Origin of the sequence: Cyclobacterium lianum, assembly GCF_900143075.1 — a bacterium.
In the GTDB taxonomy this organism is placed as follows: domain Bacteria; phylum Bacteroidota; class Bacteroidia; order Cytophagales; family Cyclobacteriaceae; genus Cyclobacterium; species Cyclobacterium lianum.
The window spans coordinates 127,566-148,646 of the sequence record NZ_FRCY01000001.1 but is presented as its reverse complement, the minus strand read 5'-3'; the positions used below and the strand labels follow the sequence as shown (position 1 = coordinate 148,646).

Below are 21,081 nucleotides of genomic sequence, written 5' to 3'. Positions count from 1 at the left end.
CGGGGTAAATATAAACCCTTTCAACTATATATATTTAAAAGTATTGTAATTTTACCATTCCTGTTGCTTATTGTATTGATAGTATAGACGAACCAATCATTCAGAATGATATGAAGGAGGGAATTTTGGATGCCTTAAAGGCAGCTTATCGGTTAAACGCAGAAAACCTAAGTATAGAGCGCTTTGGATCCGGTCATATTCACAAAACGTACCGGGTACTTGCCGGACAGAATTCCTATATTTTACAGGAATTTAACGATCAGGTTTTCAGGTTTCCCGAGCGAATATCCGGAAATCACCAGTTGCTGATGGACCATTTCGACCCGGAAGACCTGCCCTTTGCGCTTCCTTTGCCTGTAGCCAATAGGGACGGTGCTTTTTTTACGAGATTGGATGGGGGTCTGTACCGCTTATTTCCATTTATAAAAGGTGTCACCAGAGATGCCATAGCAGAAGCTGGCCAGGCCAATCGCGCGGCAGAGGCCTTTGCCCGGTTTGTTTTGGTATTTCTTCAGGCTGATGCTGAAAGGTTACAGGATACGATCATAGATTTTCACAACCTGGAAAAACGGTTTGAGCAGTTTGATTCGGCCCGCCGGACACCTCAGGTTCGACTGGACCGTACAACAAAAAAAATGATTTCCGTCTACGATAGCCGGAGGGATTTGTTGGAAAAGTACCTGAACTACAAAAAAGAGCTGCCGCTGCGGGTGACACATAACGACACCAAAATCAATAACCTGATTTTCAGCGAAAATATGGACAGGGTCAATGCCTTGATTGACCTGGATACCATTATGGCGGGGTTTGTTTTTTACGATTTCGGGGATCTGGTCCGCACCGTAGCCTGTACACATGATGAATCCTCTCTGGACTGGGACAGCATCCAGGTGGATATGGATAAATATAGCGGATTGCTGGAGGGATTTTATACTGTGTTGGGGGGGCAGATGCATGCCCGGGAACTGGCCTCGCTGCCCTATGGAGGCGAAATGATGACGCTGATCATGGGCCTCCGTTTTCTGACCGACCACCTCAACGGAAATGTATATTATCAGGTTCACTATCCATTACAGAACCTCCACCGGGCCCAAAATCAAGCTGCACTGCTTGATGCACTTATTGGCAAAAGAGGGGAAATTCAAGTATTGGAAAGCAAACTGAAACAAAAAATAACACGGTAATTGGACTAAAAAAAGTAAACCTTGACCGGATTTTTTGAAACAAGAATTGAATACCTCAAAGGGGTGGGGCCTCAAAAAGCAGCCCTGCTGAATAAAGAGCTAGACATTTTCACTTTTGGGGAAATGTTGCAATATTACCCTTTTAGGTATGAGGACCGGACAAAGTTTTATAAGATAAAAGAGCTGCACCCTGACCTGCAGCAGATTCAGGTTATTGGGAAGATCACTACGGTACAAACAGTTGGTGAAGGGAGAAAAAAAAGACTGGTTGCCCAATTTTCGGATGAAACGGGAAGCATGGACCTTACCTGGTTTAAGGGCGTACAGTGGATAAGCAGGAAACTTGTAAAAGGGGTGACTCTGGTTGCTTTCGGCAAGCCTCAACTTTTTGGCAGTAGATTCAGCATGGCCCACCCGGAACTAGAGCCCCTAACGGCCCGGCAGGATGAGGGGGCGTATTTCCAGCCGGTATATCCGACCACGGAAACATTAAAGCACAAGTACCTGGACAGCCGGGGTATCTCAAAGATACTTGCTGTACTGCTTCCCCAGGCTTTGTCCAGAATACCGGAAACCCTTCCGGACAGACTTTGTGCTTCCCTGCAATTGCTTTCCAGACCGGAGGCCATCAGGGAGATCCACTTTCCCTCCAGCCAGCAAAACCTTAAAAAAGCGGTTTTTCGATTAAAATTTGAAGAGTTTTTCTTTCTGCAACTGCGCCTGCTAAAATTGAAACTGGCCCGGACAGAAAAATTCAGGGGCAGGGTTTTAAGCCAGACGGATTTGCTGACCCGTTTTTACAAGGAACATTTGCCCTTTGAACTCACAGAGGCTCAGAAGAGGGTCATCAAAGAAATATATGCCGACCTCAAGTCCGGCCTGCAGATGAACCGGCTCATTCAGGGAGATGTAGGATCCGGCAAAACCATCGTGGCTTTCATTTGCCTGCTGGTGGCAGTAGACTCAGGCTATCAGACCTGCCTGATGGCACCCACGGAGATCCTGGCCAACCAACATTTAGATGGCCTGAAACCATTTACCGAACAGATGGGACTCAAAATTGCCTTGCTGACCGGCTCAAGCACAAAGCGGCAGCGGGAGACGATTCACCGGGAGCTGGAATCAGGAGAGATTCATCTGCTTATTGGTACCCATGCCCTTTTGGAAGATGTGGTGGTTTTCCGGCAGCTGGGCCTGGCCATTATCGACGAGCAGCACCGTTTTGGCGTGGCACAAAGGGCTAAATTATGGGCAAAAAACAAAGATTTCTACCCCCACGTATTGGTAATGACGGCTACTCCCATTCCCAGAACTTTGGCCATGACCTTGTACGGAGACCTGGACATCTCCGTAATAGACGAACTGCCGGCGGGACGGAAGCCCATACAGACCGTTCACCGCTATGACAAGGACCGGTTAAAGGTTTTTGGATTTCTCCGGAAGGAAATCACCAAAGGCCGCCAGGTATATATTGTCTATCCGCTGATAGAAGAATCTGAAAAAAGCGATCTTAAAAGCCTGATCGATGGGTATGAGAGCATTTGCAGGGCCTTTGCAGACCTGCCTGTCGGTATTCTGCATGGCAACATGAAAGCTACCGATAAGGATTTTGAGATGGCGAGATTTGTAAAGGGAGAGACCAAAATCATGGTGGCAACGACCGTTATCGAAGTAGGGGTGAATGTACCGAATGCTACTGTGATGGTTATCGAAAATGCAGAGCGTTTTGGTCTCTCCCAGTTGCATCAGTTGCGGGGCAGGGTAGGCCGTGGCTCAGACCAGTCCTATTGTATTTTAATGAGCAAATACGAATTGAGCAAAGACAGCCGGATCAGGCTCGAGACCATGGTGAGAACCAACAATGGTTTTGAGATTGCCGATGTAGATCTGCGCCTGCGGGGCCCCGGCGATCTTTCCGGAACCCAACAGTCCGGTTTAATGGACCTGAAACTGGGAGATCTGGGAAAGGACGGGGCGATATTGGCCCAGGCCAGATCCGCCGCCAAATCCGTTTTGGATTCTGATCCGGAACTGAGCCTCCCCGAACACCGGCCCATTTTGGATCAGGTAGCCCGGCTGAGAAAAAATGAGCTAAACTGGAGCAGAATTTCCTGAACTTATTGTCCCATACACAAAGAAAATTAGCGGGAAGGTGATAAATTGGTATGTTTATAGTGGTATTCGCATAAAGATCGGAGAAATGATGAAGAAAAGTCGGATTATCAGTGGTATGATATTAGGGGCATGCCTGATGTATTCCTGCGTACCCCAGAAGAAATACCATGCTGCCCATGTAAGGAATGCAGAAATGATGCGTTCATTAAGGGCCACCGAAAATGATTTGGATAGTACCCGGCTGGAGGTGAAGACACTTCAGGGCAGGGTCAGCAGCCTGAAAGATTCGCTGGCAAGGGAGCAGCAGGAAAAAGCAGAATTGACCTCCAGGCTGGAAAATGCCCTTTCTGCCTCCACCTCTGCCCGGCAGGAACTCTCAGACAAGCAAAGCCGGCTTATGGAGCAGCAGGAGCGACTGGACATGCTCCAACAATTGTTGGATGAGCAACGGGCCGTGATGGAAAATCTCAAACAAACGATGGATAAAGCCCTGGTGCAATACCAGTCCGATGAGTTGCAGGTATATGAACAAGACGGCAAACTGTATGTTTCCATGCAGGACAAATTGCTTTTTCCATCAGGGAGTGCTACGGTAAACAGAGATGGCCGGGAAGCACTTGGCAAACTGGCAACGGTACTGAACAACAATCCCGATATCCAGGTAATGGTGGAAGGACATACCGACAATGTGCCGATTCAAGGGAGGTTTGAAGACAACTGGGCTTTGAGTACAGCCAGAGCGGCCGCCATCGTGCGCATCCTGACGGACACCCATGATGTCATCCCGGAGCGGGTAATTGCCGCTGGCAGGAGTTATTACTATCCAAAGGCATCCAATGAGTCCGCTGCCGGAAGGGCTGCAAACCGGCGAACAGAAATAATCCTTACTCCAGAATTAAAAGAATTGTTTGAGTTGTTGCAATAAGTCAGTCAGATGGAGTACAGGTATTATCGGATATATAAGCCATACGGCACCTTAAGCCAGTTTAGCGGTGAGCGAGATACATTGAGAACACTGCATAATTTCCCGGATGATGTATACCCGGTCGGCAGGCTTGATAAAGATAGCGAGGGCCTGTTGTTGCTGACGAATGATAAATCGCTGAACCATCGCTTGCTTGATCCCTTGCACGGACATAAACGAACCTACTGGGTGCAGGTAGAGGGAGAAATAACCACCCAGGCACTTCAGGATCTGGAGGCCGGTGTCAGGATATCCATCAATGGCAAGCCCCACCAGACTTCCAGGGCAAGTGCAAGCCTCGCAGCCCATGCCGGCTCAGTTTTGCCGGAGCGGGAGCCGCCTATACGGTTTAGAAAACATATTCCTGAAACCTGGATTGCCCTGACACTGACAGAGGGCAAGAACCGACAGGTAAGAAAAATGACGGCAGCGGTGGGTTTTCCCACACTGCGTCTGGTCAGGTGGTCCATCGAAGGCCTGACATTGGATGGTATGCAGGTAGGGCAGGTAGAGGAACTCAAACCTGAAATACTGTACGAAGCGCTCAGAATACCCCGGCCGGCAAATCAATCTGGCCAGCAAAAGCGGGGCAAATTTCACAAAACGAAAAAGAAGAGCAGGTTCTGAATTGTTATAGCGCATGAATTATTCTAATTTAGGCTTCCATTTTATACAGCATGCTTAATTTTCAATGGATAAAAATTTATTTTATTGTCAAAATCAGATTCCACTATGCATCAGGAGAAGATAAAAGAAGTAATCAATGAAGTAAAAAAAATCGTGGTCGGTCAGGACAAAATGGTAAACAGACTGCTGATCGGTTTATTTACCAACGGGCACATTCTTCTGGAGGGTGTTCCTGGACTGGCAAAGACACTGACCGTCAATACACTGTCGAAAGTGCTTCATTTAGATTTTAAACGGATACAGTTTACTCCTGACCTTTTGCCTTCAGATCTGGTAGGAACCATGATCTATAACCAGCAGAATGCCAATTTCGAAGTAAAGAAGGGTCCGATTTTTTCCAATATTATTCTGGCAGATGAGGTAAACCGATCTCCTGCAAAGGTGCAATCCGCATTGCTGGAGGCCATGCAGGAAAAGCAGGTGACCATAGGCGAAACTACCTTCACCCTGGACAAGCCTTTTCTGGTACTGGCCACGCAGAACCCCGTAGATCAGGAGGGAACCTATCCCCTGCCCGAGGCTCAGGTAGACCGTTTCATGATGAAGGTCAATATTGCCTACCCATCGAAGCTCGATGAGCTGGAAGTAATGCGCAGGATGACCAATGCGCATTTTGTGTCTGAAGTCAACCCCATACTGGACAAGGCGGACATCTTTGCCATCCGCAATGCCATCAATGATGTACAGATCGCCGAAGCCCTGGAAAATTATATCATTGAGCTGGTATTTTCAACGAGATATCCTGAAAAATATGGCATGCAGGAAGAAGCCAAATACATTCAGTTTGGTGCATCACCAAGGGCTTCAATCAACCTAAACCTGGGAGCGAAGGCCATTGCCTTTATGGATGGCAGGGACTACGTGCTGCCTGAAGATATCAAGTCAATTGCAGAAGATGTATTGAATCACCGCATCATTCTCAATTATGAGGCTGAAGCTGACAACGTAAGTACCAGAGACCTGATCCAGAAGATACTTGAAAAAATTCCACTGAATAAGACCGCAGGCATCCGGTAGTACAGGTGTCTGGAGCTGTAGGGAAAGTCAATGGAGAAATATAAGTTATATTGGTTGCTGCAAATTTTTGGCTGGCTGAGTTTTGCTCTGGTCAACCTGTTTTTCGTATCGCTGGCCAGGGGTATAACTCCGATTCAGATAGGCGCCTATTTTTCGCTGGCTATATTTTATTTCCTTTCCACCCATTTCTTCAGGTTTTTAATCAAAAACAAGAATTGGCTGGAGTATCCGTTGAGCAGGTTGATCAGTCATGTATTGATCGCCGTGCTGGTGCTGAGTGTGTTGAATACCTTTGCGCAAATCATCATCAACTGGATCTTTGGCACTTTGCACCTGATGGAGGATTTCAGGCCTCTGGTATTGCTGGCCAATCTGTTTACCAGTTTTCTGTATTACTCGCTCTGGTCTTTGTTGTATTTCTTGTTTTATTTTCTGGACAATTACAATTCCAGCTTGAAATATCAGGCGCGCATCAACGAAATCAAGCTGATCCATCTGAGAAATCAACTGAATCCTCACTTCATATTCAATGCGTTAAACAGTATTCGTGCATTGGTAGACGAAAACCCGGTTAAGGCGAAATCTGCAATTACCCAACTGTCCAATATTTTGCGCTATTCATTAATCATGGACAAGCACAAAACCATCCCGCTTGCAGAAGAGATGAATACGGTCAGGGACTACCTGAATCTGGAATCTATCAGATTTGAAGAGCGCCTCAAGGTCATTTATGATATTGAAAAGAAAGCAGAGCAATACCGGATTCCCCCTATGATGCTCCAGACCATCGTTGAGAATGGAATCAAACATGGCATTTCCAACCTGATCAGGGGCGGTTTGATTGAAGTTAAATGCACGATCGGATTGCTGGATGATTTGTATATTTGGGTTAGGAACAGCGGGCAGCTTAAACCACAGGATGCCAGCAAAAAAAAAAGCGAAGGGCATGGTATATCCAATACCGTACAACGGCTGAAATTGATTTATGGCAACCGTGCTAGTTTCAAAATATTCAATTATGGAGATGGATTTGTGGTGACGGAACTAAAAATTCCAAAACAAAGCCTTAATTTAGATTAAAATCAGAAAAACATGCGTGTATTAGTAGTAGATGATGAGAGATTAGCCAGGAAGGAACTGATCAACCTCCTGAATCAGAACCAGAATGTAGAAGTTTTGGGAGAAGCCGCCAACGTAGATGATGCAAGGGAAAAGATAGAAAACCTGCAGCCTGAGGTGATTTTTCTTGATATTCAGATGCCTGAAAAGACCGGCTTCGATCTTCTGGAAGAATTGGATCATGTACCCCTGGTAGTTTTTATCACCGCTTATGATGAGTTTGCTTTGCAGGCTTTCCAGGTAAATGCGCTTGATTACCTGCTTAAACCCATAGAACCGGAAAGATTAACAGAGACGCTCAGGAAACTGGATAAAAAACTCGAGGAGCTGAAAAAGGAGCAGGCAGAAACAGTGGAAACGCCGAAATCAAAACTTGCACTCAATGACCAGGTCTTTGTCAAGGATGGCGATAAATGTTGGTTCGTAAAGCTTGCCAATGTGCGGCTCTTTGAATCAGACGGCAATTATATCAAAGTGTATTTTGAGAACAACAAGCCGATGATTCACAAATCCCTGAATGCATTGGATGAACGCCTGGATGAAAAGTCTTTCTTCCGCGCCAGCAGAAAACACATCATCAACCTCAGTTGGGTGGAAACCATAGAGCCCTGGTTTAATGGAGGTTTGGTAGTGACCTTAAAAGGTGGAGAACGCATCGAGGTGAGTCGCAGACAGGCAGCCAGATTCAAAGATTTGATGAGTTTGTGAGCGACTGTTTAAAAAATTCAGACAATAATAATTGCACTTTGCTGGCGATTGTTAGCATTAGTTAGTATTTTATTTGTAAATTAGTCAAAACAGCTTTTATTTAAATTTTTCCCTTAAATAATTAAACCATGAAAGAAGAAAGGATACTGATAGTAGAAGACGACATCAATATTTCTGAAAACATTGAGGAAATTTTACAACTTTTAGGTTACGTAAACATCGATATAGCCAATTCTGCCAATCAAGCCATCAAGGTAGTGAAGAAGTACCGTCCGGACATGGTATTTATGGACATCAAACTTAAGGGGGACAAAGATGGTATAGAATTGGGTGAAATCATCCAGCAGATGGTGGACGCACCAATAGTGTACGTCACCTCCTACAGTGACCCAGCCATTATAGAAAGGGCAAAAAGAACGCATCCCGCCGGCTTTATCGTGAAGCCTTTTAACAGCAATGACATCCATGCCATGGTGGAGATCGTGCTCTACAATCAGCGAACCAGGCCAGCGCTATCAGAAGGTGTGAGTACCAAGCTGGTAGAAAGCCCCTATCTGGTAGTGGATGCGGTATATATCAAAGCAGACAACAGCTTTGAGCGCGTCGACTATGGAGACATTTATTATGTAGAGGCGAATGGCAATATGGTAACGATTTTTACCAAAAACAGGAATTTTACCATTAGAAAATCCATGAAGGATATGGAAGAAAAACTGCCGGCTAATCTGTTTCTGCGGGTACAAAAATCCTATATCGTACAATTGGGTCAGATAGAAAGCTTCAACACCAAAGAAATCAATCTGAAAACTGGTGATGTGGTGCAGGTGGGCCGGCAATACTACAACAGCTTTCTGGCAAAACTCAATACCATTACAGAAAGCTAAATTTTTCCATTCCTACAAAAGTTCATTGGCCAGGTTGGCCAGTTCGGAACGTTCCCCTTTTTCCAATTTGATATGGGCGTAAAGGGGATGTTTCCTGACCCTGTCAATCAGGTACGAAAGTCCATTGCTCTGGCTGTCCAGATAAGGTGTATCAATCTGAAATACATCGCCCGTAAAAATGATTTTCGTGTTTTCTCCTGCCCGACTGATGATGGTTTTTACCTCGTGAGGGGTGAGGTTTTGGGCTTCATCCACAATGAAGAAAATATTGGATAGCGAGCGCCCCCGGATATAGGCCAGCGGCTGTATGACCAATTTTTCCTGGTTCACCATGTCCGTTATGCGCTGGTACTCCTTGTCGCTTTCCTTGTACTGGTTCTGAATAAATTTGAGATTGTCCCACAATGGCTCCATGTAGGGATTCAGTTTGGATTTGATATCACCAGGTAGATAGCCAATATCTTTATTACTCAGCGGAACAATGGGTCGGGCAAGAAATATCTGTTTGAAATTGCTCCGCTGCTCCAGGGCACCAGCCAGGGCCAGAAGCGTTTTACCCGTACCTGCTACTCCCTGTATACTCACCAGTTTGATATCCGGGTCCAGGATTGCGTGCAGCGCAAAGGCCTGCTCTGCGTTTTTGGGGCTGATATTATAAGCACGCGATTTGGAAATTTTGTTGAAACTGTTTTCTGATGCATTAAAGAAAGCCAGAATCGAAGCATTGTTGGAGGCTCCCTTCAGGATATAGAAGGTATTGTTATCCGGAATATGCTTTTTGCTCCTTCCAAAAATTGCTTTTGCGTCCAGGGTATTTCTCTCATACAGCTCATTGATCGTTTCGGGATTGACGTTTTCCAGCGTCTCCTTACCCGTGTTTTCAATTTCTGAGATATTTTTGATCTTTCCCGTCTCGTAATCCTCCGCCAGAATGTCCAGAGATTTCGCTTTCAGCCGTAGGTTAATGTCCTTGCTGACCAGAATCACTTTCCTGTTTTTCTCCGTTTGCTTCAGGCTTAAGGCTGCATTCAGTATTTTGTGGTCATTTTTTTCTTCCCCAAAGATCTCATTGGCGTTGAGTGCATTTTCAGGATGCATCATTACTTTGAAGCAGCCTTTGTTTTTGCCATTTAAGGGGGTCCAGTGCTGGATCATGTGGTCTTCGGATAACTTGTCCAGCAGCCGGATAAATCCACGGGATTCGAAATTTCTGGTGTCATTACCCTTTTTAAACTGGTCCAACTCCTCCAGGACCGTAATGGGTATGACCACATCGTGCTCAGCAAAATTCATGATGGACTGGTGATCGTATAGGATGACAGAGGTGTCAAGGACAAAAATTTTCCGGGATTGGGTCGCTGCTTTCTTCGCCATAAAGCCTTTTTGGAATTGAATAAGGCTTAATAATAATTATTTTAATCGATAATGCTTTAAGAAATCTCCTAAATTAAAAGCATAAACGTGACCCGGCTATTCTTGACCGGGTTAACTGGTTAAGGAACTGTATTTTACCGATCTGGGCCGGGAGACAAATTCATTTGGCCAGCTACTGCTTTACATCCAAAACCACTACTCATTCCAGATTTCCCAGGCTGCCTCCGCCTGCAAGTGAAGCATTTCCAGTCCGTTTTTGGTTTTGGCTCCACGGGCAGCGGCTTCGCGCATCAGGGCAGTAGTAGTAGGGTTATACACCAGGTCATACAGCCAATGACCAGCATTCAGGAACTCCAGCGGGATATCGGGCATGGCCTCAGTTTTCGGAAAAGTACCCAGTGGCGTGGTATTGATGACCAGTGGATATTCCTGCATCAATTCTCGCTTTTCACGGAGCACTTTGTAGTCGATGGTGTCGATTGAATTTGGTTCCGGACTTCTGGAAACCTTCAGATAGGAGATATGGAGGTCTTTCAGGGCCTGGGCCACTGCCTTGGATGCCCCGCCCGTGCCCAGAACCAGGGCTGGTGGCCTTTCTTCTCCCAGCCAGGCAAGCAGGGAGGTCTTGAAACCGAAATAATCTGTGTTGTATCCTACCAGCTCTGTAGGGCTGACCTTGATGCAGTTTACTGCTCCTATAGCCTCGCAAGCAGGATTTAACCGGTCAAGAAAGGGAATGACCTGTTCTTTATAGGGTATGGTGACATTCAATCCCATAAGCAAAGGTTCCTTTGCCAACACGGAAGGAAAAGCCTGTATATCGGGGATTTCATACAGTTCGTATTGACACCATGTTTTGCCCTCCCGCTCAAATTTTTCCGTGAAATATTTCTTGGAAAAAGAGTGGGTCAAGGGGTATCCGATCAAACCAAATTTCTTCATTCTTTGCTAAAGCTTTGTGCCAGCCTTTCTATGCCCACTACGAGCACAACACCAATCAGAAAGGACAGTATGGCTATTAGAAAAGCGGGTTCCTCCCCTGTCTCCGTGAGGTAAACATGTGGAAGGATATTTTCGGTGAGCAGGGGTTTTTGCATGCCACTGCTGGAAATCCGGTAAGTAAGTACTTTCTTCCAGGGCCAGATCTTATTGATCGATCCGATCATAAATCCGGATAGGAAGGAAAGGGTAAGCCCATGGAAATTTTTCAAAAACCAGGAAATCACCCTGCTGAATAGCAACAATCCGGTGATACAACCCAGGGCAAAGACAGCCAGTACCAAAAAATCCCTGTCGTTTACTGCCGTCAGGATGTACTCATATTTGCCCAATATGAGCAACAGAAAACTTCCGGAAATCCCAGGTAGGATCATGGCGCAGATGGCGATCGCACCGGAAAGGAAGGTGAGCCAGATATGGTCTGGCAACACCATCATTGGTAATGCCGTGATGAAATATGCCAGCACCACACCGAGCGGAAAGATCAAAACGGTCATGAGGTTCCACCTGCGGATATCTCTCAGGATAATGATCGCACTAATCAGAATCAGCCCGCAGAAGAATGACCACAGGGGAATTGGAAAATGATCAATCAGGAAAGTGATGGCCTTCGAAAAGGCAAATATACTGGTAAAAATCCCCAGTAGAAGTGTCAGTAAAAATCCCCCGTTGACCTTTTTCCAGAAGGCCAGTATGTTGAATTGCAGCAGCAGCCTGAGGGCCTCCAGATCGAAGGCATTGATGCTTGCCAGCAACTCCTCATAAATTTTGGTAACCAATGCAATTGAACCTCCCGACACACCCGGAACGATATCTGCACTACCCATTCCCATTCCCTTTAGGAATAAAATAATCCTCTCACGTATCCGTTTCATTGCCAGACCTATTATTTAGGGGATAAAAATGATCTTTTTTTACTTGTCAAGAAAGAAATCAAAAGTATCTCCCCGCAGACCCAGCCTCAGGGTCTCTAGTGGAATGATCTCATTAGGGGCGATATTTCCCAGATTGACATTTGAGCCAAGCAATTTGATAAACCATACTTGCTGCTCTTTTTGCGGGGCCTCCCATATGATTTTCTCTTCCGGCACCTGCGTGAGGATTTCTTCTACCAGGCCCTGCCTTACTTCTCCGGAATCCCGGAAAAGCCCTACAGTGCCTCCTTCCCGTGCCTCACCGATTACCTTCCATGCGCCCGCATTCAGCTCCTTCTGCATCTGGTCTATCCATTTATAGGGAGGGATGATTTTAGCAGCATCCTTAGATCCCACTTCGGAGAGCACGGTAACCTCTTTGGATAAAGAAGCAATATACCCGCATTTTTCATCGTGATCCAGGGTGATAGATCCGTCGGATACTTCTGCAAAAGTCAATTGAAAATCATTCAACAGTCTGACATAGTCGTCAAATTGGTCCCTGATTACAAAAGCTTCAAATAGGGTACCGCCAAAATAAACGGGTATTCCTGCCGATCGGTATATTTCGATTTTTTCCCTAAGTTTTTTGGTTACAAAGGAAGTTGCCCAGCCTAATTTTACGATATCTATAAAATCTCCACTTGTTTCAATAAAATCTTCTACTTCACGAAGGCTTAGCCCCTTATCCATTGCCATTGTAAATCCAGAATTTCTGGGCTTGACGGTCCGCGAAGGGATGCTTTTAAGCATGTAATTCATTCAACAAAATTTTGGTAAATTAGATAAATATGAATTTTTATCCTTTAGAATCTTCTCTAAACTGATTGATGATTTTATAAATTGCTTTTTGTTGCTCCAGTTCGGGCATCAAATCGAAAAGCAATATGTGTTTTTCAAAGTCCAAAGTTAATGCATTTTCCAAAATTGAAAAGGCTTCTTTGTATTTCCCGGTCTTTATCAGATACACAACCAGCCGGTAATACAGCTCTGCCTCTTCAGGCAATTCCTCCATACCTTCCTTGATCACGTCCTCGGCCTCTTCAAAGCGGTTTTGATCAAAATAGATCAGGGACAGATTGATATAGGTTTCGATGATACCGGGTTCCAGGTTGATGGCTTCCTCATAGGCCTCCGAACTGGCCTGAAGATTGCCCAGTTGGTATTCAGCTCCCGCAAGGCCTACCCAGTAATTGGCATTCTCGGAGGTCAATTTGAGCGCTTTTTTGAAGTAATGGATCGCCTCAAAGTATTTCTTTTTCTTGATCATGCACATGCCCAGACCAAACCAGGCATCGTCATACTCGGGATCCAGCTTGGCCGATTTCTTAAAATATTTGAAGGCCATTTCGATCTGGTCCAGCTTTTCGTAGGCTGCAGCCAGGTAGCAGCAATTCTCGGCATTGCTGCCCTCACAATGGATGGTATTCTGATATGCCTCCAAAGCTTTTTCAAATTGCTGCGTATTCATCAGTGCATTCCCCAGGTTAAAATAGGCGGAAGCGAAAGCATCATCTATCAGCAATGCATAGTCATAGGCCTGGATGGCATCCTCAAATTTTCCCAGCCTGTTGTATACCACTCCCAGGTTGTACCAGGCATTGGCATTGTAGGGATCCTGATCGATAAATTCCTGGTAAAACTCCAGTATCTCGTCAAAGGAACCTTCCTCTTCGGTCATCATGGCCAGCTGAAAAAGTGCATCCTCGTGGTTGATTTTACACTTCACGGCTTCCTTGAAGCAGGCAATAGCCTCGCTATCCTTTTTCTCGATTCGATAGAAGTTTCCCAGCAGGTAATACACTTCTGCCTTGTCCTCCGCTAAAGGCAAAAATCCACTGAGAAGCTGAATGGCTTCCGCACTTTGGTCCAGCAGGGAAAGCGCATTGGCCATGGTCAAAACGATTTCCTCGTTGTTTGGAGAAAGGTTGTTCAGGTTTTCGAGCATTTCCAGACTTTCCTCCACCTCATCCATAAAAAGGAGCGATTGGGCCATCAATAACTTGAGCTCCATGGAAAAAGGGAATTTTTGCAGTGCCCAATTGCAGGTTTTGAAAGCCTTTTTGTATTGCAGATGGTCATGGTAATACCTGACTATATCTTCCAGTTCCTCTTCCCCGAAAAAAATATCGTGGTTTGATTTAAGGGAATTTTCAAACCTTTGTACCAACTCTTTTTCCTGATCCGAATGATTATCAAAATCTCCTGTCATAGGTTTGATATAAATTTATTGCTTAAGATACCAAATATTTTCAATGCCGGTGATAAACTCCCATTTATTTTAAACCCAACAAAGGCATTTTTAATTCAGGTTTTTTCCAGCGCCCAGCGTAGCGTTTCTTCGAATGGAGTAAACGTATAACCGGTCATCTTTTTCACTTTGCTATTGTCGTAGACGATTTTAGACTGAGCAGAACGAATGGTCTGCCTGCTGATCGGGATCTTGTTTTTGGTAAATCGATTCATCCAACTCGCCCAACTGACCAGCAGCAGGGAAAGCCAGTGGCTAAGCGGCCATTTCGGAGCCTTTTTCCCGAAGACCCGCGCCATTTCTGCAAAAAAGTCTTTGTAAGGAAGGCTTTCCTTACTGATAATATACCGTTCATTCCATTTGCCCTGATCCATGAGCTGCACCATTATATCTACGGCATCCCTGATGTCTATATAATTGACATTTCCTCTGGGATAGTATTTGTTTTCATCCATCACGTAGCTATAGATCTGACTGCTGCTTCGCAGGTCTGTAACTTTCCCCAACAAAACCGATGGGTTAAAGATCATCACCTCCAGTCCTTCCTGCGCAGCCCTCCATACTTCCAGCTCTGCCAGGTGTTTGGATATCGCATAGGGAGTATTCCATTCGGAATTGACCCATTTTTTGTTTTCATCTATGGGCACTCCACTGTCATCCCTGCCCAGGGCTGCTACGGAACTGATAAAGACCAGTTTTGTATGACCCACACTCAGCAGCGCATCGACCAGACAGGCGGTGGCATAGGCATTCGTTTGCAACAGGGCCTCTTTTTTTGAATCGTCAAAGGACACCAAACCGGCCGCATGGACGACCAGATCCTGGTCGCGGCAGGCCTCCGCCAGCAATTCCACATCCGTGATATCTCCTTCATGCCATTTTATTTTTTCTGACAGGTCACCCAGCAACTTTGTGCTGCTGCCAGCTCTTTTCAGGCCCGATAGCTCAGCATGTCCGGCCAGCTTCTTTGCCAGATAACTTCCCAGAAGTCCGGTTATTCCGGTGATCAATATTTTTTTCCCCGGCAAATACTCCTGTTGGCCTAGGTTTACAGATTTTTGTTCCAAAGATCCAATTCCTTTAGCTTATCGAAATATTTTTCCCTCGGTAATCTTTCCAGTGCATCCAGGTATTTTTCATTGTGGCAATCTGTGCCAACCAGTTTTACCAGACCCATATCAATGATCTTCTCCGCAAATTTCTTCACGCCTTTTGAATAGTAACCAGTCAGAGAAAGTAAATTCAGTTGAAACGGAATGTTTCTGTCTGCCAGTGCTTCCAGCGTACTGCTTTCCTGGTGCAAATAGATGTACCTCTCCGGATGTGCAAATACAGGCTGATATCCGGACATCTCCAGCCGGAAAAAAGTCTCCAAAAGTATGTGTGGCTTGCTCATAAATCCGGTTTCAAGAAGCAACAGTTTCTGGCTGCCGAAAGTTAGCAGCTCTTCATTTCTTTCTACTTTTTCAAAGAAAATCTCGTCCAGGTAATATTCAGCGGCTGCTTCGATCGCTATGTCTATTTCGGCTGAGCGGACTGCTTTTCTGAGCTCACGCAATCCCTCTAAAATGATCTCAGGCGTATTTTTGAAAAACTCACTCATGATGTGGGGTGTGGTAATGAGCTTTTTCAAACCGAAAGAAGCGAGCCGATCGATCAGGACCAGTGATTCCTCCATGGTTTGTGCACCGTCGTCAATCCCAGGTATCAAATGACTATGCATGTCAGTCTGCATCCATCTTAGATCCAGCTTTTCAGTTTCCGAAGGCTTTTGAAACTTATTGAATAAATTGAATATAGACATTAAAGTCCTCCTCTGCTTATTTCTTCAAATTCTTTCAGACCGGGCCAGCCTTGATCCTTCTCAGACAAGAGCGGATCGGCTACTCCCCAATCTATGCTTAACTGTTTATCATTCCAAATGATTCCGCCCTCGCTCTCTTTATGGTACAGGTTAGAGCATTTGTAGGAAAAGACAGCATCTTCCCAAACCGCAAAACCATGTGCGAAGCCAGTGGGAACATACAACATATTTTGCAGGGATGCCTCCAACACCACCGCATGGTATTTACCGAAGGTAGGAGAGTTTTTGCGCAGGTCTACGCAAACATCCAGGACTTTTCCGGAAATGACCCTTACCAACTTCGCCTGAGCGTGTGACCCTGTCTGGAAATGCAGCCCTCTGACGATTCCTGCCGTAGAGTAAGACTGGTTATCCTGTACCCACCTGGTATTCATTCCATGCGATTCAAAAAGATCTTCCCGGTAAGTTTCCAAAAAATACCCCCTTGGATCTTTAAAAATTTTGGGGTAGATTTCATACACATCGTTGATCGGCGTTGTCCTGATTTCCATGTTTGCTATTGATGAGGTCCAAAAACATTGCAATTTGGCGAATATGTCGTGAAAATAAACCAATATTAAACGTTTTTTAACGAGATGCCTCGCTTAACAGTACCTTTCTATGCTGGTAAAGCGAGATAGCAAAAAATAGACCTGGGTAACGGTTTGCGCAAATGAATCTATTTTCAGGAGATTACGTTATTATAGTCTTTCGGAATAGATAAAAATAATTCAAGTCACATTGACCCGATTGAATGAGTAAATACAGTAGAAAACTTGCGAAAATGACAGATACAGCGCCCAGGCAGGAAACTGCAGTTCTGGTAGCATTGATCCATCAGCATGAATCAGATCTATTGGTACAGGAGCACCTGGATGAGCTGGCATTTCTTACGGAAACCCTTGGCGCAAAAGCAGTTCATCGCTTTACCCAGAGAATGGAAAAACCTGATTCCAGAACTTTTGTCGGCTCTGGCAAACTGGAGGAGATCAAGTCATATATCGAATATTTCTCAGTAGATATGGCCATATTTGATGAAGACCTCACTCCCTCACAGGTGAAAATCCTGGAAAATGAGCTTAAGGTGAAAGTATATGACCGGTCCATGCTGATCCTGGACATCTTCTTAAACCGGGCGCAAACCGCCCAGGCCAAAACCCAGGTTGAGCTGGCCCGATACCAGTACCTTCTCCCCAGGCTTACCCGGATGTGGACACACCTGGAGCGGCAAAGAGGTGGTACTGCCACGCGAGGCGGTGCCGGTGAGAAAGAGATTGAGACCGATAAACGGGATATACGTCAGAAGATTGACCTGCTTAAGGGAAAATTGAAGAAGATTGAAAAACAGGGTAACACTCAAAGAAAAGGTAGAAAAGGCATCGTAAGGGTAGCATTGGTCGGTTATACCAACGTGGGAAAAAGCACCCTCATGAACCTGCTGACCAAAGCGGATATATTGGCAGAAAACAAACTGTTTGCCACTGTTGATGCCACGGTCAGGAAAGTCGTTCTGGAAAACATCCCCTTCCTGATTTCAGATACTGTAGGTTTTATCCGCAAACTGCCTACCCACCTGATCGAGTCATTTAAGTCTACCCTGGCTGAGATTAAAGAAGCAGACCTTTTGGTCCACGTGGTGGACATCTCTCATCCCGGATATGAGGATCAGATTGCCGTGGTAAATCAGACCCTTCGTGAGATGGGAGCCGGAGACAAACCGGTAGTTATGGTCTTCAACAAGATCGACCTGGCACCGAAAATGCCTTCCGAAGCAGAAAGAATGCTGATGACCGAACTTGAAGTAGAAAATGCCAATTTTATTGATTTCGAAAAACTGGAGCAGAGCTATACCAGAAAATCAGACATCAAGCCGGTGTTTATGTCAGCAGCAAATGCCACCAATATCGATGGTTTCAGGAAAGTAATCACGGCAGAGGTGAAAAAAATCCACCAAAAAATTTATCCTCACTATCTGGAAGATGAAGTGTTTGATTTAAGCAGTTTTGGTGTGGAAGAATGATTATTGCATCCGTATGCGCCACTCTTTCGGGTAATAATTGTTTGACCGCATTCCCAGATTTTTGACCCATCCGAGATTCAAACCCTTATGTTTGACCAACACCCATCCCTTATCCCTTATCGATAAGGTGATGGGTTCTTTTTTTAGATACATAATCGCATCTTCCTCCGATATCTCCACCGAAGGATAAGCTGATATCGGATACATACTCAATGCCCAGGCGTGTGCCGGCAGAAACTTTTCCTTCACCCAATCTCCGAGTTCAACACCAAAATATTGGACATTCAGCTTTGAAGCCAACATTTCAAAAACCGGGGCCCAGGCTGCGTTCAAGGCAAAAATATGGTGCTCATACCGGTACAATTTGATATCAAATGGAAAAGAAAGCGATGGAAATTTTGCCTCCTGCTTCTTGTTGATCGAAAACCTGCTGAGATGTGGATGATTAAAGTCCCGGGATCTTCGGACCTGGGCAGCCGAATCTTCGCTACCAGGTCTTCGCAATATGGTCATAAAAAGACCCTCCCCATCTACCTGATGCGGATAGAAACGGTAGGAGGGGTAGCTTTCTTTCCCGACAAGTACCTCACTGCGGATAATATTCCATTGATCAGGTAGAGATAAACTTACTTTTTCATACCCGAAATTCTCTACCAGATAGCGGACATTTTCTTCGTTTTCCTGCCGGTTATAGGTGCAGGTGGAATAGATAAGGTAGCCGCCTGGTCTGGGGAGCTCCGCGGCCTGCCGGAGTATCCGTTGTTGCCTACCCTGACAGATCATAACATTTTCTGCTGACCATTCCCGGATGGCGTTGGGGTCTTTTCTGAACAGACCTTCCCCGGAGCAGGGAGCATCCACCAAAACAACATCGAATGCTCCCGCCAGATCAGAAAAATGAGAGGGATCATTCTGGGTGAGCACCACATTGGCTGCTCCCCACTTGATGACGTTTTCTTTCAGGATTTTGCTTCTGCCTTTGATGACTTCGTTGGCCACTACCAGACCTTCATCACCCAGAAAACTGCTGATCAGTGTCGTTTTGCCCCCCGGAGCTGCGCATAAATCCAGTGCCAGGGAAGATGCTGGGATAGCTATCTGATGCAGTACCTGCCAGAGAAAATTTGAGGATGCTTCCTGCACATAGTAAGCGCCGCTGTGGAAGAAAGGGTCCATGGTAAAAACGGGGCGCTCTCTGAGTACAAACGCCCAGGGACACCAGGGCAGGGGCTTTGCCTCATAGGGAACCTCCTTCAATTTCTCCGGATTAAGCCGGATACTTACCCTGGCTTTTTGATCCAAAGCCTGTAAAAAAAGCTGCAGCTCTTCTTCGCTGAGGAGCCGTTTCATCTGTTGTAAAAATGCGTCAGGAAGGAGATCATTTGTCATCTGGAAAATCTGGTTTTCATACGGGTGCTGCAAATTTACGATAAGCATTAAAAAAAACCGGATTATATTTTACAGGAATGTCAGACAAAGCAACTGCTATTATTCGCACATCCGGAATACCGGCATCAGGACAGAAATTAATATCCAAAGAAAATCCTAGGTAAATTTATTGGAGGCAAACAAATTTTTGACCTGGCTAATCCCTAAATTTGTGCCTGTAATTCCCGGCTCACAGATCCATCAACGAATGTTTTCATCTTTGTGAAAAAGCAATTAAAAAAACTGTTTCAGTGGTCAGCATACACCTTGCTGGGACTATTCCTGTTTTCAGTAATTTCGGTGGTGTATTATGTCAGCCTACCCGTATTTTTTACGCCTCTCATGGGGATCAGGGCAGTTGAACAGTGCCTGAACACCGAAAGAAATGTTCGATTTGAAAAAGATTGGGTGCGCATTGAGAACATCTCCCCCCACCTGTACCGGGCGGTGATTGCCGCCGAAGACCAGAAATTTCTCAAACACCAGGGATTTGATTGGGAAGCCATACAAAAAGCCCTGGAGGGAAACCGAAGCGGACAACGGCTGAAAGGTGGGAGTACCATCAGCAACCAAACGGCAAAAAACGTTTTTCTCTGGCCAAATAGAAATTGGTTGCGGAAAGGACTGGAGGCCTATTTTACCTTCCTGATAGAATTTTTCTGGTCAAAAGAGCGCATTATGGAAGTTTACCTGAATGTCATTGAGATGGGCGACGGCATCTACGGCGCTGAAGCGGCCGCACAAGTCTATTTCGGAAAGCCTGCTGCCCAGCTAAGCCGGCAGGAATCGGCCTTGATTGCCGCGGTTTTGCCAAATCCGTTGCGCTGGCGGCCCGACAAGCCCACCAATTATATCAGAGGCAGGCAGGGCTGGATCCTGAGAAATATGAATAACCTGGGAGAACTGAATCTTAACGAGTAAATACTGCCCTCACTTTCTGATGAGGTTCCGTAGCCGGGTGCTGAACCTGGGCCGGTCCTCCATCACGTTCAGGTCATCCTCCGAAATCCTTTTGACGCTTTCGATGGTATAAAAGGCCTTTTCATTGCTTTTCCGCAACTTACCGATCAGGTCCGGCAAAAACTCTCTCTTGATGACGGTAAACATCAAGATTACTTTTCCGTACCTGCCTTCAGCACCCACGGAGGTAAAACGGTATTCCTTATCCTTCATGTATTGTACCAGCTCCGGCAGTGGCTCTGGCGTGATGATCCTTACCAAAACCCGGCCCAGAGCGAGACGTTCCTCTATTACCATACCGATGTAGGTACCCATGGCATATCCACCAGCGTATGCCACATAAGACATGGGGTTATTGATATTCTGAAAAATCTGACCAATCGCCAGGAGCCAGATCAGGGCCTCAAAAAAGCCCATTACGGGGGCTATGGTCTTTTTGCCATTCAGTACAAACATGATCCTCAGGGTATTGATGGAAACATCCACTACCCTGGCGAGAAAAATTAGCAATGGCATGAGCAAATAATCAAAAAAAGGCTGTGATATGCCAAAAGACGCAAAGAACTCCTGCATAAAATCTAATCGGTTTGTCCGGCACAAAATTAAGTAAAGCT

20 protein-coding genes are annotated in these 21,081 nt (G+C 45.5%); 10 read left to right on the top strand and 10 right to left on the bottom strand.

Translation table 11 applies throughout. From position 1 onward, the window contains the following. Window positions 1-110 precede the first annotated feature (110 nt). The 8 genes from BUB19_RS00570 (at window position 111) to BUB19_RS00535 (ending at window position 8,678) form a co-directional block, all read left to right on the top strand. Complete coding sequence (locus BUB19_RS00570; protein ID WP_073090092.1) at window positions 111-1,184, top strand: phosphotransferase enzyme family protein; 1,074 nt, start codon at window positions 111-113, stop codon at window positions 1,182-1,184. Between the two features lie 21 nt (window positions 1,185-1,205). Further along, entirely contained in the window at window positions 1,206-3,299 is a 2,094-nt protein-coding gene (gene recG, locus BUB19_RS00565; protein WP_073090089.1) for an ATP-dependent DNA helicase RecG, read from the top strand. A gap of 85 nt (window positions 3,300-3,384) precedes the next feature. Beyond that, on the top strand, window positions 3,385-4,224 hold the full coding sequence (locus BUB19_RS00560) for an OmpA/MotB family protein (RefSeq protein WP_245802746.1): 840 nt from the start codon (window positions 3,385-3,387) through the stop codon (window positions 4,222-4,224). 9 nt (window positions 4,225-4,233) lie between these two features. Further along, window positions 4,234-4,890 carry a pseudouridine synthase gene (locus tag BUB19_RS00555; RefSeq protein ID WP_073090085.1) on the top strand — a complete coding sequence of 219 codons (657 nt, stop codon included), beginning with the start codon at window positions 4,234-4,236 and terminating at the stop codon, window positions 4,888-4,890. Between the two features lie 105 nt (window positions 4,891-4,995). Further along, window positions 4,996-5,967: an AAA family ATPase gene (locus BUB19_RS00550; protein WP_073090080.1), complete on the top strand. Its 972-nt coding sequence runs from the start codon at window positions 4,996-4,998 to the stop codon at window positions 5,965-5,967. 30 nt (window positions 5,968-5,997) lie between these two features. Continuing rightward, window positions 5,998-7,047, top strand: a complete 1,050-nt coding sequence (locus BUB19_RS00545; protein WP_073090075.1) for a sensor histidine kinase — start codon at window positions 5,998-6,000, stop codon at window positions 7,045-7,047. A gap of 12 nt (window positions 7,048-7,059) precedes the next feature. Next, the gene (locus tag BUB19_RS00540; RefSeq protein WP_073090072.1) at window positions 7,060-7,794 is read left to right on the top strand and encodes a LytR/AlgR family response regulator transcription factor; all 735 of its coding nucleotides are present in this window, start codon (window positions 7,060-7,062) and stop codon (window positions 7,792-7,794) included. Window positions 7,795-7,922: 128 nt separating this feature from the next. After that, window positions 7,923-8,678 carry a LytR/AlgR family response regulator transcription factor gene (locus tag BUB19_RS00535; RefSeq protein WP_073090069.1) on the top strand — a complete coding sequence of 252 codons (756 nt, stop codon included), beginning with the start codon at window positions 7,923-7,925 and terminating at the stop codon, window positions 8,676-8,678. 12 nt (window positions 8,679-8,690) lie between these two features. Here the strand turns inward: BUB19_RS00535 and BUB19_RS00530 are convergent, their stop codons facing one another. The 8 genes from BUB19_RS00530 to rfbC all read right to left on the bottom strand — a co-directional run bounded on the left by BUB19_RS00530 (window position 8,691) and on the right by rfbC (window position 16,571). Continuing rightward, complete coding sequence (locus tag BUB19_RS00530) at window positions 8,691-10,052, bottom strand: PhoH family protein (RefSeq protein WP_073090066.1); 1,362 nt, start codon at window positions 10,050-10,052, stop codon at window positions 8,691-8,693. A gap of 195 nt (window positions 10,053-10,247) precedes the next feature. Then, the gene (locus BUB19_RS00525; RefSeq protein WP_073090064.1) at window positions 10,248-10,994 is read right to left on the bottom strand and encodes a shikimate dehydrogenase family protein; all 747 of its coding nucleotides are present in this window, start codon (window positions 10,992-10,994) and stop codon (window positions 10,248-10,250) included. Beyond that, the gene (locus tag BUB19_RS00520; RefSeq protein ID WP_073090061.1) at window positions 10,991-11,926 is read right to left on the bottom strand and encodes a DUF368 domain-containing protein; all 936 of its coding nucleotides are present in this window, start codon (window positions 11,924-11,926) and stop codon (window positions 10,991-10,993) included. Before BUB19_RS00520 ends, BUB19_RS00525 begins: the two co-directional genes overlap by 4 nt. Window positions 11,927-11,965: 39 nt before the next feature. Beyond that, window positions 11,966-12,727: a phosphosulfolactate synthase gene (locus tag BUB19_RS00515; protein ID WP_073090058.1), complete on the bottom strand. Its 762-nt coding sequence runs from the start codon at window positions 12,725-12,727 to the stop codon at window positions 11,966-11,968. A gap of 37 nt (window positions 12,728-12,764) precedes the next feature. Beyond that, window positions 12,765-14,177 carry a tetratricopeptide repeat protein gene (locus BUB19_RS00510; RefSeq protein WP_073090055.1) on the bottom strand — a complete coding sequence of 471 codons (1,413 nt, stop codon included), beginning with the start codon at window positions 14,175-14,177 and terminating at the stop codon, window positions 12,765-12,767. A 95-nt stretch (window positions 14,178-14,272) separates the two neighbouring features. After that, window positions 14,273-15,283 (bottom strand): NAD-dependent epimerase/dehydratase family protein, encoded by a 1,011-nt coding sequence (locus tag BUB19_RS00505; protein WP_245802745.1) that lies wholly within the window; start codon window positions 15,281-15,283, stop codon window positions 14,273-14,275. Continuing rightward, window positions 15,265-16,020: a tyrosine-protein phosphatase gene (locus BUB19_RS00500; RefSeq protein ID WP_073090052.1), complete on the bottom strand. Its 756-nt coding sequence runs from the start codon at window positions 16,018-16,020 to the stop codon at window positions 15,265-15,267. Before BUB19_RS00500 ends, BUB19_RS00505 begins: the two co-directional genes overlap by 19 nt. Beyond that, window positions 16,020-16,571, bottom strand: coding sequence for a dTDP-4-dehydrorhamnose 3,5-epimerase (gene rfbC / locus BUB19_RS00495; RefSeq protein ID WP_073090049.1), 552 nt, complete (start codon window positions 16,569-16,571; stop codon window positions 16,020-16,022). The genes BUB19_RS00500 and rfbC overlap by 1 nt, the downstream gene beginning before the upstream one ends. 242 nt (window positions 16,572-16,813) lie before the next feature. Between rfbC and hflX the strand changes: the two genes are divergently transcribed. Further along, window positions 16,814-18,079, top strand: coding sequence for a GTPase HflX (gene hflX / locus BUB19_RS00490; RefSeq protein WP_073090046.1), 1,266 nt, complete (start codon window positions 16,814-16,816; stop codon window positions 18,077-18,079). On the opposite strand, the gene BUB19_RS00485 is transcribed toward hflX, so the two are convergent. Continuing rightward, window positions 18,080-19,468: a methyltransferase RsmF C-terminal domain-like protein gene (locus BUB19_RS00485; protein ID WP_073091394.1), complete on the bottom strand. Its 1,389-nt coding sequence runs from the start codon at window positions 19,466-19,468 to the stop codon at window positions 18,080-18,082. Window positions 19,469-19,729: 261 nt separating this feature from the next. Here BUB19_RS00485 and mtgA point away from each other — a divergent pair, with 261 nt between their 5' ends. Then, window positions 19,730-20,428: a monofunctional biosynthetic peptidoglycan transglycosylase gene (gene mtgA / locus BUB19_RS00480; protein WP_073090043.1), complete on the top strand. Its 699-nt coding sequence runs from the start codon at window positions 19,730-19,732 to the stop codon at window positions 20,426-20,428. 9 nt (window positions 20,429-20,437) lie between these two features. Here the strand turns inward: mtgA and BUB19_RS00475 are convergent, their stop codons facing one another. Beyond that, entirely contained in the window at window positions 20,438-21,040 is a 603-nt protein-coding gene (locus tag BUB19_RS00475) for a DUF2179 domain-containing protein (protein WP_073090041.1), read from the bottom strand. Window positions 21,041-21,081: the final 41 nt, after the last annotated feature.